12 protein-coding genes and 1 tRNA gene are annotated in these 14,833 nt (G+C 27.7%); 10 read left to right on the top strand and 3 right to left on the bottom strand.

What is annotated here, in order from left to right; genetic code table 11:
* Window positions 1-71 precede the first annotated feature (71 nt).
* The 10 genes from glmM to D9V72_RS01890 all read left to right on the top strand — a co-directional run bounded on the left by glmM (window position 72) and on the right by D9V72_RS01890 (window position 12,799).
* Window positions 72-1,406, top strand: coding sequence for a phosphoglucosamine mutase (gene glmM, locus D9V72_RS01935; protein ID WP_158355021.1), 1,335 nt, complete (start codon window positions 72-74; stop codon window positions 1,404-1,406).
* A gap of 185 nt (window positions 1,407-1,591) precedes the next feature.
* Window positions 1,592-1,921: a preprotein translocase subunit SecG gene (gene secG, locus D9V72_RS01930; protein ID WP_158355019.1), complete on the top strand. Its 330-nt coding sequence runs from the start codon at window positions 1,592-1,594 to the stop codon at window positions 1,919-1,921.
* A 49-nt stretch (window positions 1,922-1,970) separates the two neighbouring features.
* A tRNA-Leu gene (locus D9V72_RS01925) sits at window positions 1,971-2,053 on the top strand.
* A gap of 337 nt (window positions 2,054-2,390) precedes the next feature.
* Window positions 2,391-3,884 (top strand): transcription termination factor NusA, encoded by a 1,494-nt coding sequence (gene nusA / locus D9V72_RS01920; RefSeq protein WP_158355017.1) that lies wholly within the window; start codon window positions 2,391-2,393, stop codon window positions 3,882-3,884.
* 16 nt (window positions 3,885-3,900) lie between these two features.
* Window positions 3,901-6,537: a translation initiation factor IF-2 gene (gene infB / locus D9V72_RS01915; protein ID WP_158355015.1), complete on the top strand. Its 2,637-nt coding sequence runs from the start codon at window positions 3,901-3,903 to the stop codon at window positions 6,535-6,537.
* 45 nt (window positions 6,538-6,582) lie between these two features.
* Window positions 6,583-6,945 carry a 30S ribosome-binding factor RbfA gene (gene rbfA, locus D9V72_RS01910; protein WP_158355013.1) on the top strand — a complete coding sequence of 121 codons (363 nt, stop codon included), beginning with the start codon at window positions 6,583-6,585 and terminating at the stop codon, window positions 6,943-6,945.
* 38 nt (window positions 6,946-6,983) lie between these two features.
* Window positions 6,984-7,922 (top strand): tRNA pseudouridine(55) synthase TruB, encoded by a 939-nt coding sequence (gene truB / locus D9V72_RS01905; protein ID WP_158355011.1) that lies wholly within the window; start codon window positions 6,984-6,986, stop codon window positions 7,920-7,922.
* Window positions 7,923-8,025: 103 nt separating this feature from the next.
* Window positions 8,026-8,295, top strand: coding sequence for a 30S ribosomal protein S15 (gene rpsO, locus D9V72_RS01900; RefSeq protein ID WP_158355009.1), 270 nt, complete (start codon window positions 8,026-8,028; stop codon window positions 8,293-8,295).
* 196 nt (window positions 8,296-8,491) lie between these two features.
* Window positions 8,492-10,615: a polyribonucleotide nucleotidyltransferase gene (gene pnp, locus D9V72_RS01895; RefSeq protein WP_158355007.1), complete on the top strand. Its 2,124-nt coding sequence runs from the start codon at window positions 8,492-8,494 to the stop codon at window positions 10,613-10,615.
* Window positions 10,616-10,996: 381 nt separating this feature from the next.
* Window positions 10,997-12,799 (top strand): DEAD/DEAH family ATP-dependent RNA helicase, encoded by a 1,803-nt coding sequence (locus D9V72_RS01890; RefSeq protein WP_158355005.1) that lies wholly within the window; start codon window positions 10,997-10,999, stop codon window positions 12,797-12,799.
* Window positions 12,800-12,886: 87 nt separating this feature from the next.
* Here D9V72_RS01890 and D9V72_RS01885 read toward each other — a convergent pair whose 3' ends face one another.
* Genes D9V72_RS01885 through pyrB form a run of 3 tightly spaced genes read right to left on the bottom strand, consistent with a single transcriptional unit; the run spans window position 12,887 to window position 14,717 of the window.
* A complete protein-coding gene (locus D9V72_RS01885; RefSeq protein WP_158355003.1) occupies window positions 12,887-13,273 on the bottom strand; it encodes a RidA family protein in 387 nt (128 codons plus the stop codon).
* Between the two features lie 43 nt (window positions 13,274-13,316).
* Window positions 13,317-13,781, bottom strand: coding sequence for an aspartate carbamoyltransferase regulatory subunit (pyrI, locus tag D9V72_RS01880; protein ID WP_158355001.1), 465 nt, complete (start codon window positions 13,779-13,781; stop codon window positions 13,317-13,319).
* Window positions 13,782-13,784: 3 nt separating this feature from the next.
* Window positions 13,785-14,717, bottom strand: a complete 933-nt coding sequence (gene pyrB, locus D9V72_RS01875; RefSeq protein WP_158354999.1) for an aspartate carbamoyltransferase — start codon at window positions 14,715-14,717, stop codon at window positions 13,785-13,787.
* Window positions 14,718-14,833: the final 116 nt, after the last annotated feature.

The raw sequence follows: 14,833 nt of genomic DNA, 5'->3' as shown, positions 1-14,833 counted from the left end.
TAGAAAAAATAATGCATTACAATCTATTGCAAAATATAATTATTTTTAAATAATATAGGAATGAAATCATCATGACTTTTTTGCAATATTTTAAAACAGATGGTATACGCGGGAAAGTAGGTATAAATCCAATCACACCAAATTTTTTATTAAAATTAGGCTGGTCTATTGGAACAGTTTTAGGTAAAGATAAAACAAAAAAAATTATTATTGGAAGAGATACACGTGTTTCTGGATCTATGTTACAGTCTATTTTAGAATTTGGTATTTTGTCTGCAGGTGTATCTACTTTATTAGCTAACTGTATACCTACTCCAGCAATTGCATATTTTACTAAATTTTTAAATGCTTCTGCAGGAATTGTCATTTCAGGCTCTCACAATCTTTTTTATGATAATGGGATAAAAATTTTTTATAAAAATGGAATTAAAATTACTAAAAAAATAGAATTTTCTATCGAACAACAAATACAACATACTTTTTTTTATTCTCATTATACAAATTATGGTTGTTCAAATAACGTTATAAATCCCGAAAAAAAATATATTGAATTTTGTAAAGATACTTTTCCTAAAGATTTAAATTTATCAAAATTTACTATTATTTTAGATTGTGCTAATGGTTCCACTTTTAATATAGCACCTAAACTTTTTGAAGATTTAGGCGCGAAAGTAATCACAGTTTCTATTCATCCCAATGGAATTAATATAAATCAAAATTCAGGATCAACTGATATTGCAAAATTAAAAAAAATAGTTCTATTAGAAAAAGCTGATATTGGTTTAGCATTTGATGGTGATGGAGATCGTGTGATTATGGTAGATCACTTAGGTAACAGAGTTGATGGAGATCAAATAATTTATATTATTGCCAAGGAATATTTAAAAGAAAAGAAATTAAAAGGTGGTGTGGTAGGAACTTTAATGACTAATACGGGTGTGATTTTGGCTTTAAAAAAACTTGGAATTCCTTTTTATGCTACAGAAGTCGGAGATCGTAATATATGTGAGAAAATTAAAGAAAAAAAATGGATGTTAGGAGCTGAACAATCTGGCCATATTATTTTATTAGATAAACACTCTACTGGTGATGGAATTATTGCTAGTTTACAAGTTTTATTAAGTATGATTAATAATAATATGACTTTATATAATTTATCAAATCGAATAAAACTTTTTCCTCAAGTCTTGTTAAATGTTTTTTTAAAAAAAGATAAAAATTTAGAACAAGATCTAAAAATAAAAAATATTCTTTTACGATATAAAAATATTTTAGGTAAAAACAGTCGTGTTTTAGTTCGTAAATCCGGCACAGAATCATGTGTTAGAATTATGGTAGAAAGTGAAAATTATTTAAAAGCTTACCAATTAGCTAATGATATTAAAGAAACTATTCAATTACTTTAATTTATGTATTTCATAAAAATGCAAGTTATGATAAATTTTTAAAATAGATAATTTATATGTAACAGTTTACATATAAATTCTTTATCAGAAAGAAAAAATTTTTTAATAATGAACATTATGTATTGAATTGAAAAATGAATGTATTATAAATAATAATATTATATGAAATAAGGAAATAATTTTTTATGTATTTATTTTTTTTAATCTTTTTTATTTTCGTTTCAATTTCTTTAATTTTTTTTATTTTACTGCAGCCAGGAAAGGGTCTGAATAATACAATTCATTTAAATACAAAAAATAATAGTAAGTTTTTCAGTGGCGTAGGAACAAATAATTTTGTAACTAATATTATTAGAATTCTGTCTTTTTTATTTTTAGCAACAAGTATTATCTTATGTAATATTCATAGAAAAAAAATTGATTCAGATTTTTTTTGGGAAAATGATCATCAAAAAACTGTAACGAAGAAACATCTTTTAAATAAAAAAATTTTAAGTTCAGATATACCTAATTAATTATCAGATTTTTCGTATAAAAAAATATATAATCGTATAACAAATTTTTACCGAGATGGTGAAATTGGTAGACACGCTATCTTGAGGAGATAGTGCCGAATAGGCGTATGGGTTCAAATCCCATTCTCGGTACTAAGGTGCCATTAGTTTTTTTAGGTAATTATATTAAGTTTTAAATTGATAATACTCAAATATTTAATATATAAAAAATTTATCAAAAATAATTTTATATATAGGGTGATAGCACCTGAAACCCCGAATTTTCGGGGTTTTTTATTAGAATATTTATTTCAATTATATAGCTTAATTCGTTTTTAAATGTTAAATAATAATTAATTATATAAACTCTTGATTAATAAAAATTAGTGTATTAATTATCTAATTTCATAATTAATTTTTTTGTAATTAATACATGTAAAATGAGTTGCAATTACTCATTTTAAAAATTTTTATTTTGAGGTTCTCTAAGATGAACAAAGAAATCTTAGCTGTTGTTGAAGCCGTTTCTAATGAAAAATCTCTCCCACGTGAAAAAATTTTTGAAGCTTTAGAAATCGCATTAGCAACAGCAACTAAAAAAAAACATGAACAAGAAATTGATATAAGAGTGAGTATTAATCGTAAGACTGGTAGTTTTACTACTTTTCGACGTTGGATGGTCGTAGAAACAGTTACTCAACCAACAAGAGAAATTACTTTAGAAGCAGCATGTTTTGAAGGTGAAAAAGTTTATATTAACGACTATATAGAAGAACAGATTAAATCTGTGGATTTTGATAGAATAACAACTCAAACTGCCAAACAAGTAATTGTGCAAAAAGTACGTGAAGCAGAACGTGCAATGTTAGTTGAACAATTTCGCAAATATCTCGGTCAAATTATTACTGGTATAGTTAAAAAAATTAATCGAGATAACATAATGTTAGATTTAGGTAATAATGCTGAAGCATTAATTTTACGTGAAGGTATGTTACCTAGAGAAAACTTTCGTCCTGGCGATCGTATTCGTGGTATTTTATATGGAGTGTATCCAGAAGCTCGCGGTGCTCAGTTGTTTATAAGTCGTTCAAAAACTGAAATGCTCATTGAATTGTTTCGAATAGAAGTTCCTGAGATTGGAGAAGAAGTCATTGAAATAAAAGCTGCAGCACGTGATCCAGGTTCTCGCGCTAAAATTGCAGTAAAAACTAATGATAAACGTATTGATCCTGTAGGAGCTTGTGTAGGTATGAGAGGAGCTCGAGTGCAAGCAGTATCTAGCGAATTATGTGGAGAACGCATCGATATTATTTTATGGGATGATAATCCTGCTCAATTCGTTATAAACGCTATGGCTCCAGCTGACGTAGCTTCTATTGTTGTAGATGAAGATCATCATACTATGGATATAGCAGTAGATACAAATAATTTAGCACAAGCAATTGGTCGAAATGGTCAAAATGTTCGTTTAGCATCTCAAATTAGTGGTTGGGAATTAAATGTTATGACTACAGAAGATCTTCATTCTAAACACCAAGAAGAAGCTCATGCTGCTTTTAATTTTTTTAAAGAAAATTTAAATATAAATGAAAATATTATTAATGTTTTAGTAAAAGAAGGTTTTTCTTCTCTTGAAGAATTAGCTTACATACCATTTAATGAATTATTAGAAATTAAAAATTTGACTGAGGATCAAGCAAAATTAGTACGTGAAGGAGCAAAAAATAGATTGTTCTTAATAGAATCGAGCAAAAAAAATAGCATAGTTAAAGAAAGAAAAACGGCAGATAATTTATTAAGAATTAATGGTATGAATACAGCACTAGCTTTTCAATTAGCTGAAAAAAATATATTTACTTTAGAAGAATTAGCTGATCAGGGAATAGATGATTTAACTGATATTAAGAATTTAAATGCTGAACAAGCTGGTTTATTAATTATGACTGCTCGTAATATTTGTTGGTTTGGTAATAATAAAGTCTGATAATAGGAAGAATAGCATGCCAGATATAAGCTTAAAAGTTTTATCTAATGAAATAAAAATTTCAATTAATGAGTTAATAAAAGAACTATCTAATATCGGTATAGTGAAAACTCCAGATAATTATATTAATTTACTTGAAAAAAATCTTTTATTAAAACATTTACAATCTAAAAAAAAATATTCTTTAGATACTTTAGTTCTACAGAGAAAAACACGGAGTACTTTGAGTGTTTCAACTATTGGAGGAAAAAATAAGTCCATACAAGTAGAAGTTAGAAAAAACAGAACTTATATAAAAAATAATAAATTTGAAACTCAATCTTTATTGAATATAAAAAGAGAAATTAAGCCTTCGATAAAAAAAATATTACCTATCGAAGATAAAGAAAAAAAAATTTTTAAGAAAAATACTATAAATAATGATAAAGAGAAGAAAAATATAAATAATCTTGAAAAAGCAGAATCAAATAAAACCGATTTTAAATCTTTTAATTTAAAAAAACTGAATAAAGAAAAAATTTTAAAAAAAGATGAAAAAAATAAGAAATCTAAAAAACAGGTAGAATCTAATTCTTTTCAATTAAACAATAAAAAAAGAATTAAAGAAAATGCAGAGATTTGGTCTTCTCATCAAGAAGAGAAAAAAGATTATCATTTAACAACATTTTTACATGCACGTCAAGCTGAAGATGACAATGATAGAGAAGTAGAAACAGATAAAAGAAATCATGGTCGAGTTTTGAAAAATCATCGTCAAAGAAAAAATAATAAAAATTATCATAATGGGAAATACTATAAAGAAGAAATACGTATTTCTAATCGCAATAAAAAAAATAACAAACAAAAAAATAAACCTGTTTTATTGCGACAAGTTTTTCAAAAACCTGAATCTATTGTAAATAGAGATGTTGTTATTAGCAATGCAATTTCTGTATCTGATTTAGCAAATAAAATGGCTATCAAAAGTGCTGAAGTTGTTAAAAATATGATGAATATGGGAATTACCGGTACGATTAATCATATTCTTGATCAGGATACAGCTCAGCTTATTGCAGAAGAAATGGGTCATAAAGTCATTATACATCGAGAAAACGCATTAGAAGAATTAATCATGAAAGATCGTGATACAGGAAACAACGTCCCTATTATTAGAGCACCGGTAGTAACTATAATGGGACATGTTGATCATGGAAAAACATCATTGTTAGATTATATTCGTTCAACAAAAACAGCATTTCATGAAGCTGGCGGGATTACACAAAATATTGGTGCTTATCATGTAAAGACTAATTTGGGTTCAATTACTTTCTTAGATACACCTGGACATTCAGCATTCACCGCAATGAGATCTCGTGGTGTTCAAGTGACTGATATTGTTGTTTTAGTTGTAGCAGCAGATGATGGAGTAATGCCACAAACAATTGAAGCTATTCAACATGCAAAAGAAGCTGGTGTACCAGTTATAGTGGCTATTAATAAAACTGATAAAATAGATTCTGATATTGATAAAGTAAAAAATGATTTAACAAAATATAACATTCTTTCAGAAGAATGGGGTGGTGAAAATATATTTGTCTCTGTTTCCGCAAAAACTGGAAAAGGTATCAATAAATTATTGAATGTAATTTTATTACAAGCAGAAATGTTAGAACTAAAAGCAGTACCAACCGGTATGGCTGAAGGTGTTGTTATAGAGTCTTTTCTAGATAAAGGTCGAGGTCCAATAGCTACTGTTTTAGTAAAAAAGGGAAAATTAAACAAAGGAGACATCATATTATGTGGTTTTGAATATGGTCGTATTAAAGCTTTGCGTGACGCAAGTGGAGAAGAAGTCTTAAGTGCTGGACCATCTATACCAGTAGAAATTCTGGGATTATCTAAAGTACCTTTTTCAGGAGATGTAGTTACTGTAGTTCGCAATGAAAAAAAGGCAAGAGAAGTAGCGTCTTATCGTAAAGAGAAATCACGTGAAATAAAATTATCAAATCAGAATAGAATAAAATCAGAAAATATTTTTGATAATATAAAAAAAGATAATATTTCTGAATTAAAAATTATTCTTAAATCTGATATACAAGGTTCTTTAGAAGCCATTTCAGGAGCTTTATTAAAATTATCTACTAAAGAAGTACAAATAAAAATAATAGGATTGGGTATTGGAGGCATTACAGAAACAGATGCTTCTTTAGCATTAGCTTCAAATGCTATTATTTTAGGATTTAATGTTCGTGCAGATTCTTCTGCGAAAAAAATAATTAATTCAGAACATTTAGATCTTCGATATTATTCAGTGATTTATGATTTACTTGATGAAGTAAAATCTGCTATGACAGGTCTTTTATCACCTGAATACAAAGAAAATATTATTGGTTTAGCTGAAGTGAGAAATACATTTAAATCTCCTAAATTTGGTTTGATTGCTGGTTGCATGGTGATAGAGGGAATAATTAAGCGTAGCAATCCTGTTCGTATACTCAGAGATAATATAGTAATATATGAAGGTGAATTAGAATCATTACGTCGTTTTAAAGAAGATTTAAATGAAATTCGTAATGGATTAGAATGTGGAATTGGGATAAAAAATTATAATGATATACGTATTGGAGACATTATAGAGGTTTTTGAAGTTAAAGAAGTCAAAAGAATATTATAAACTAAAATATATATTTTATAAAATATTTAATTTGGTAATACAGTTATGGAAAAATTTTTTAATCGATCTCTTCGTATCGCTCAAGAATTGCAAAAAAAAATAGCTTTAATTATACAGTATTCACTTAAAGATCCGCGTATTCAAACGATTATAACAGTTTCTAACGTACAGGTTTCTCAAGACTTATCTCATGCTCAAATATTTGTTAGTTTTTTAAAAAGTTATAATAAATTAAATATAAAAAAAAAAATAATGATCTTAAATAAATCTTCTGGTTATATTCGTAGGTTGTTATGTAAAAAAATGAGATTGAGAATTATTCCTAATATTATTTTTTATCATGATGATTCGTGTTTAAAAGGAAATAAAATTTCTTTTATTTTAGAAAATTTAGCAAAAAAAGAGTAAAAAATATATTTTGTATCAATAAAATATAAGGAAAATAGATGTTTTTTTATAAAAAACGCAGTGTGCATGGATTATTTTTACTAGATAAACCTCAAGGTATTTCTTCTAATAACGCTTTACAGAAAGTTAAAATTATTTTTAATGCAAAAAAAGCAGGTTATATTGGTACTCTAGATCCCTTAGCTACAGGCATGTTGCCAATTTGTTTTGGAGAATGTACAAAATTTGCACATTATTTAACAGGATCTAATAAACGATATCATGTCATTGCTAAATTAGGTGAAAAAACATCTACATCTGATTCCGATGGAATTGTCATAAAAAAACGTCCTATTTTATTTACTTCTTACAAACTTGATTTATCAATTAAAGAATTAATTGGCCCAATTGAACAAATTCCTTCAATGTATTCAGCTATTAAATATAATGGTATACCGTTATATAAATATGCACGTCAAGGTGTAAATATTGAACGTAATAGCAGAAAAGTGACAGTTTATGATATATATTCTATATATCAGGAAAATAATTTAATTGAATTTAAAATATTCTGTTCAAAAGGAACATATATTCGTACATTAATTGATGATTTAGGAGAAAAATTAGGGTGCGGTGCTCATGTTATTTTTTTACGGCGTTTACAAGTAGCTTCCTATCCTTATACTCAATTAGTAACAATTTCTCATTTATATGAATTACTCAATAAAAAAAATATAAATAATTTCAATCCTTTTAAGAATATAGATGATTTATTAATGCCAGTAGATAGTCCTGTATCTTTTTTACCTAAAGTACATCTTTCTTCTAAACAATCATATAATTTTAGATTAGGACAAATAGTACATTTTTGTTCTACTATAAAAAATAGTTTAGTTCGTGTAATAGAAGAAGAAAATAAAAAATTTATTGGTTTAGGAAAAATTAATATGGGGAAATTATTAATTCCATACCGATTAATTTCTGAATTTACTAATTAAGTTATTCACTATTAAATTTAAGATTAGCATGATATTATTTTAAAATTACTTAATCAAGTTGAAAATGATTTAATATAGTTTTAAATATATGGAGTCTTATTATATGTCTTTATCTACACTAGACACAAAAAAAATTATTTTAAAATATGGAAAATCTGAGCATAATAGTGGAATGACAGAAGTACAAGTTGCCTTGTTAACAAATCAAATTAATCATCTTCAAACACATTTTTCTGAACATAAAAAAGATCATTGTAGTCGTAGAGGTCTTTTAAATATGGTATCAAAACGTCGTAAGTTATTAGATTATTTAAAGAGAAAAAATATATCTCGCTATACTGCTTTAATTGAAGATCTACATTTAAGACGATAAATAATTTCTATAAAATGATAAAATTAAAAATTTTATATTAATGAAAAAATAGATTTTTTACAAAGGGCTTTGTTAGCCCTTTTTTTACAATTTTATTTAAATTTTTTGGTTAAATGCTAATTTTTTATCGTTCAAAAAAATTTTAAGAATGTAGTTTATTTTATTGAAAAATTAGTTTCATGTTAAGGATATTATTTTGCTAAATCCAATTGTACGCAAATTTCAATATGGGCAACATACAATCACTTTAGAGACCGGGGTGATTGCTCGACAGGCTACAGCTGCTGTTATGGCTAGTATGGATGATACAGCAGTTTTTGTAACTGTTGTAGGACAAAAAAAAATGCATATAGGACAAAAATTTTTTCCACTTACTGTTAATTATCAAGAACGCACATATGCAGCAGGTCGTATACCTGGCGGTTTTTTTAGAAGAGAAGGACGACCAAGTGAAAATGAAATATTAACAGCTCGATTAATAGATCGACCTATTCGTCCATTATTCCCCAAAAATTTTTTTAATGAAATTCAAATAATTGCTACAGTAGTATCAGTCAATCCTCAGATTAATCCTGATATAATTTCAATTATAGGTGCATCTGCAGCTCTTAGTTTATCAGGAATTCCATTCTATGGTCCAGTAGGTGCTGCTAGAGTAGGTTACATCAACAATCAATACATTTTAAATCCTATTAGCGATGATATGAAAAATAGTTCTTTAGATTTAGTAGTTTCAGGGACACAAAACGCTATCATTATGGTAGAAGCTGAGTCTAAAATACTTAGTGAAGAAAAAATTCTTGGAGCCATTGTATTTGGTCATCAACAACAACAAGTAGTAATTAACAACATTCGTTCTTTATCAAATGAAGCTAGCAAGTTACCTTGGGTTATGTCTTATCCAGAAACAAATAAAACATTAGAATCGAAAATAATTAATTTATTTGAAAAAGATATAAGCAATGCTTATCTTATTTTTGATAAGCAAAAAAGAGTTGAAAAATTAAATAATCTTAAAGACAATATAATTAAATTATTTTCAGAAGAGAATTCACATATAGATATATTAGAAATAGAAGATATTTTTCAAAAAATTGAAAGAGAAATTGTTCGAAAACGTATATTAAGTAATCAAACACGTATTGATGGGCGTGAAAAAGACATGATTCGTGCTTTAGATGTTCGTACTGGTATTTTACCTCGAACACATGGTTCTGCTCTATTTACTAGAGGAGAAACTCAATCTTTAGTTTCTGTGACTTTAGGAACATCTCGAGATGCACAAAATTTAGATGAGTTATTAGGAGATAGAATAGATAATTTTTTATTTCATTATAATTTCCCCCCTTATTCTGTTGGAGAAATAGGAATGGTGGGCTCGCCTAAAAGACGAGAAATCGGTCATGGTCGACTTGCAAAAAGAAGTCTTCTAGCAGTCATGCCCAACTTAGATAATTTTCCCTATACTATTCGAGTGGTATCTGAGATTACTGAATCTAATGGTTCTTCTTCTATGGCTTCTGTTTGTGGTGCTTCTTTAGCCTTAATGGATGCAGGAGTTCCTATAAAATCTGCTGTAGCTGGAATAGCGATGGGTTTAGTTAAAGAAGGAGATAAATATGTGTTACTTTCAGATATTTTAGGTGACGAAGATCACTTAGGTGATATGGATTTTAAAGTTTCTGGTACAGAAGAAGGAATTACAGCTTTACAAATGGATATGAAGATAGAAGGAATTACTAATGAAATTATACATTCAGCTTTAAATGAAGCCAGATTAGCTAGATTACATATTTTAAATGTAATGAATCAAGCATTAAATCAATCTAGAAGTGAAATTTCTGAATTCGCACCGCGTATTCATACTATCAAAATAAATCCTGAGAAAATTAAAGATGTTATAGGAAAAGGAGGTTCCGTCATTCGTATGCTGACTGAGGAAACAGGAACTATCATTGAAATTGAAGATGATGGAACAGTAAAAATATCATCTTCTGTTAGAGAAAAAGCAAAGAATGCTATCCGCAGAATTGAAGAAATTACAGCAGAAATTGAAGTAGGTCGTATTTATTCTGGAAAAGTCACTCGTATTGTTGATTTTGGTGCTTTTGTCTCTATTGGTTTAGGCAAAGAAGGTTTAGTACATATTTCACAAATTTCTAATAAAAGAGTAGATAAAGTATCTAATCATTTAAAAATTGATCAAATGATATCTGTAAAAGTCTTAGAAATAGATCGTCAAGGTCGTTTAAGATTGAGCATTAAAGAAATAGATGATTCTGTTGTTTCTAATAAATCAATAAATAATACTATTATCTGATATAATTATTTCAGTTTGAAATTATTTATATTTTTTAATAAAATATAGATTTATATCTTTTCAAATAGTACCATATAAATAGAAACAATATAAAAATTAATTCATTTTATTTTACTATAATCATTATATAATATAGACATATAATTTTTAAAAAAATAAACTTCAATAAGTTGCTAATGTTGTTTTTTATGAACATTTTAATATATAAAAAAACATTAGCAATAACTAATAAATATTATGATTGATTCTTAAAAATTTCAATTTTTTATTTTTTAGATCATTTAATTTGAGCCGGTTCACATTTTTCAATGAGAATAAATAAATATTTTCATAATGAGCTACGTAGACTGGCTGCTGTAACTTAAAAGGCATATCTACTGCATGACTCATATTGAAAGCACATTTTCTTTTCTTGGTTTAAATCCTTTTATAATTCAATCTTTAACTGAAATGGGATATGTTAAACCTTCTCCTATTCAAGCAGCTTGTATCCCTTTGCTTTTAGAAGGACGAGATGTATTAGGAATGGCGCAAACTGGAAGTGGTAAAACAGCTGCTTTTTCACTACCACTATTACATAATCTTAATATTAATTTAAAAGCGCCTCAAATATTAGTGTTAGCTCCTACAAGAGAATTAGCAGTTCAAGTAGCAGAAGCATTTTCAGATTTTTCTAAACATATGATTGGAATACAGGTTTTACCTTTATATGGTGGTCAAAGGTATGAACTTCAATTACGTGCATTACGACAAGGACCTCAAATCGTTGTAGGAACACCAGGTCGATTGTTAGATCATTTAAAAAGAGGAACACTTAATCTTTCAAATTTACATGGATTAGTTTTAGATGAAGCTGATGAAATGTTACGTATGGGATTTATAGAAGATGTAGAAACAATTATGGCCCAAATTCCAAAGGAACACCAAACTGCATTATTTTCAGCAACAATGCCCGAAGCAATTCGACGTATTTCAAAACGATTTATGAAGAATCCTCAAGAAATAAAAATACAATCTAATGTTACTACACGACCAGATATTAAACAAAGTTATTGGATGGTATATGGTCGAAAAACTGATGCATTAATTCGTTTTTTAGAAGCAGAAGATTTTTCTGCTACAATTATTTTTGTTAGAACAAAAAATGCAACTTTAGAGGTTTCTGAAGCATTAGAACGAAACGGATATAATAGCGCAGCATTAAATGGAGATATGAATCAAGCATTGCGAGAACAAACTTTAGAAAGATTAAAAAATGGTAGATTAGACATTTTAATTGCTACAGACGTTGCAGCACGAGGTTTAGATGTTGATCGTATTAGTTTTGTTATTAATTATGACATTCCTATGGACTCAGAATCTTATGTTCATCGTATAGGTCGTACAGGTCGAGCAGGTCGAGCAGGTCGAGCATTATTATTTGTCGAAAACCGTGAACGTCGTTTATTGCGTAACATAGAACGTACTATAAAACAGTCTATACCAGAAGTTCAATTACCTAAGATAGAATTATTATGTCAAAGACGTCTTGAACAATTTGCTAAAAAAGTACAACAACAATTAGAAAGTCGTGATTTAGATGAATACAGTGCTTTATTAGATAAATTATATTCTACAGATGATTTAGATATAAAAACTTTGGCAGCTGCTTTATTAAAAATGGCTCAAGGCGAACGTCCTCTAATTATTAAACCAGATTTAATAAAGCGTCAACCTCGAGATGTGTTTTTTAAAGATGACCGTCGACGTGAAGATAATAGAAATAGTCGAGCACGTCGTGAACGTCGTGATAGTAAAGAAATAGAATTATATCGTATTGAAGTAGGTCGTAATGATGGGGTTGAAGTACGTCATATTGTTGGTGCAATTGCTAATGAAGGCAATATTAATAGTCGCAATATTGGTAATATAAAACTTTTTTCTTCTTATTCAACAATTGAATTGCCTAAAGGAATTTCTAAAGATTTATTACCAAGCTTCACTCGTACTAGAATTTTGAATAAGCCAATTAATATGAAAGTTTTGCGAGATTCAAGAAGCTATGAAACTCAGATGTTCAATCGTTCTGTATTTAATAGAGATAAAAATAGCAATCGTCGTGTTTCTGAAAATAGTTTGAATAAATCTCATACATCTAAAAAAAATGAACTTAAATCATCTTCTTTCCGTCGTAGAAATGTTTAATTTTTTCGTTTTTATGCCGCGTTGCGGCATATTAAATATATTTTATCTCAAATCAAATAATTTGTTCAGTTGATAATACCTATAAGATTATTTCTTATATGCGATAGCCTCAATTTCTATTTTTACATTTTTAGGCAGTGCTTGAACTTCAATACAAGATCGAGCAGGAAATTTTGAATTATGATCGATAAAAAATTTTTTATACACTTCATTAATAATATCAATTTTTTTTAAATTAGTAGTAAAAACTGTAGTTTTTATAATGTTTTCTACTTGAAATCCTATATGAAATAAAATTGATTTTATATTTTTTAATACAAGATATGTTTGTTCTGCGATATTCTCTGGTATATGATTAGATATGACATCAATAGGTATTTGTCCTGATAATAGAATATAATTGTCAAATTGAACAGCTTGGGAATAGGGTCCAATAGGTTGAGGAGCATTTGTGGCATTAATTATATGATTCATAAAATGTCGCTTATATGTTTAATTACTTATACGTTTGAAAATATCATTGACATGATAAAACTATGTTTTTGGAAAATTCTTTTTCGCAATATTTGCATTTTAAGTTCATGTTGAAAAATTGATCTTTTTTAAAAATAAAACTGGAAGATACAAGATTATGATTACTAACACAATTACTATTTGGACAAATTAAAATTCTATCAATTTTATCAGGTAAAGTTGGAAACACTTTTCTTACTAGATTATATGCATGAATATAATTTACAGTAGCGTGTGGAGAATAAATTGCTAATTGATTAATTTGATCGTCACTGAGAAAAGTATTTTCGATTTTTATAATATCTTTTTTTCCTAATTTTTTAGAAGGTAAATTGAAACCTATAGTAATGCGTTTTTCTGTTTCAGTAAATCTAAACAAAGATAGTAATTTGAAACCAATATGTGCGGGAATATGATCAATAACACTACCAGATTTTATAGCTTCTACTTGAAGTTTGTTTATTTCCATTTTTTATAAGTGTTTTTCTATTAGTACTAGAGATAAAAGTGCTTGACGTGCATAAATTCCATTTGCTGCTTGTTTAAAATACCAAGCATAAGGTGTGTAGTCAACATCACGGTCTATTTCATCTATACGAGGAAGAGGATGCAATATCTTCATATTACTACGTGCATTTTTTAAAATTTTAGCATGTAGTACAAATTTTGATTTTGCATTTGCATATTCAGTAGAATCTAATCTTTCTTTTTGAATTCGAGTCATATAAAGAATATCAATTTCAGAAATTATTTCTTCAACATTTTTATGTCTTTTCCAATAAATTTCTTTTTTATCGAGCATATTGTTAATATAATTTGGCATTTTTAAAGCATCAGGTGAAATGAAATAAAATTTATTGTTATTAAATTTAGCTAATGCTTGTGTCAATGAATGTACTGTTCTTCCATATTTAAGATCTCCGACTATAGCTATATTTAAATGAGTAAGTCTATCTTGAGTTTCTTGTATAGTAAATAAATCTAAAAGTGTTTGTGTAGGATGTTGATTTGCTCCATCTCCTGCATTAAATATTGGTATTTTATTCGAAAATTCTACAGCTAAACGTGCAGATCCTTCTTGAGGATGTCGAATAATAATTGCATCTACATAAGAACTAATAACTGAAATAGTATCTGCTAATGTTTCCCCTTTTTTTTTCAAAGAAATGTTATTGCCGTCAGAAAATCCTACTATTGAAGCTCCTAAACGATAAATCGCAGTTTCAAATGATAAACGAGTACGAGTTGAAGCTTCAAAGAAGCAGCTAGCAATAATTTTGTTTCTCAACAAATGAGGTTGCGGTTTTTTCTTAAGCATTGCAGATTTATTTAAAACTAATTCTAATTCGTTACGTTGAAGATCATTAATTGAGATGATATTTTTTTTATATAGAGAATTTCTCAAATTTTATTTTCCTTGATTATTGAAGAAAAGATAATATTAAATGCTTCTCAACAGTATAAAGAAACTAAAAAATATTGAGTTTTTCATAATTATTTAAAATAATTTATTATATTTAT

The sequence above is a fragment of the Buchnera aphidicola (Macrosiphum gaurae) genome (assembly GCF_005080965.1).
Taxonomy (GTDB): Bacteria; Pseudomonadota; Gammaproteobacteria; order Enterobacterales; family Enterobacteriaceae; genus Buchnera; species Buchnera aphidicola_S.
The sequence above is the reverse complement of the archived record's forward strand: the minus strand, read 5'-3'. Positions and strand labels throughout refer to the sequence as shown.

Bases quoted from the DNA above. Each gene is read 5' to 3' on its own strand.
- rpsO (WP_158355009.1), top strand. From the start codon at position 8,026: ATGTCTTTATCTACACTAGACACAAAAAAAATTATTTTAAAATATGGA.
- pyrI (WP_158355001.1), bottom strand. From the start codon at position 13,781: ATGGAAATAAACAAACTTCAAGTAGAAGCTATAAAATCTGGTAGTGTT.
- rbfA (WP_158355013.1), top strand. From the start codon at position 6,583: ATGGAAAAATTTTTTAATCGATCTCTTCGTATCGCTCAAGAATTGCAA.
- glmM (WP_158355021.1), top strand. From the start codon at position 72: ATGACTTTTTTGCAATATTTTAAAACAGATGGTATACGCGGGAAAGTA.
- D9V72_RS01890 (WP_158355005.1), top strand. From the start codon at position 10,997: ATGACTCATATTGAAAGCACATTTTCTTTTCTTGGTTTAAATCCTTTT.
- D9V72_RS01885 (WP_158355003.1), bottom strand. From the start codon at position 13,273: ATGAATCATATAATTAATGCCACAAATGCTCCTCAACCTATTGGACCC.
- infB (WP_158355015.1), top strand. From the start codon at position 3,901: ATGCCAGATATAAGCTTAAAAGTTTTATCTAATGAAATAAAAATTTCA.
- truB (WP_158355011.1), top strand. From the start codon at position 6,984: ATGTTTTTTTATAAAAAACGCAGTGTGCATGGATTATTTTTACTAGAT.
- nusA (WP_158355017.1), top strand. From the start codon at position 2,391: ATGAACAAAGAAATCTTAGCTGTTGTTGAAGCCGTTTCTAATGAAAAA.
- secG (WP_158355019.1), top strand. From the start codon at position 1,592: ATGTATTTATTTTTTTTAATCTTTTTTATTTTCGTTTCAATTTCTTTA.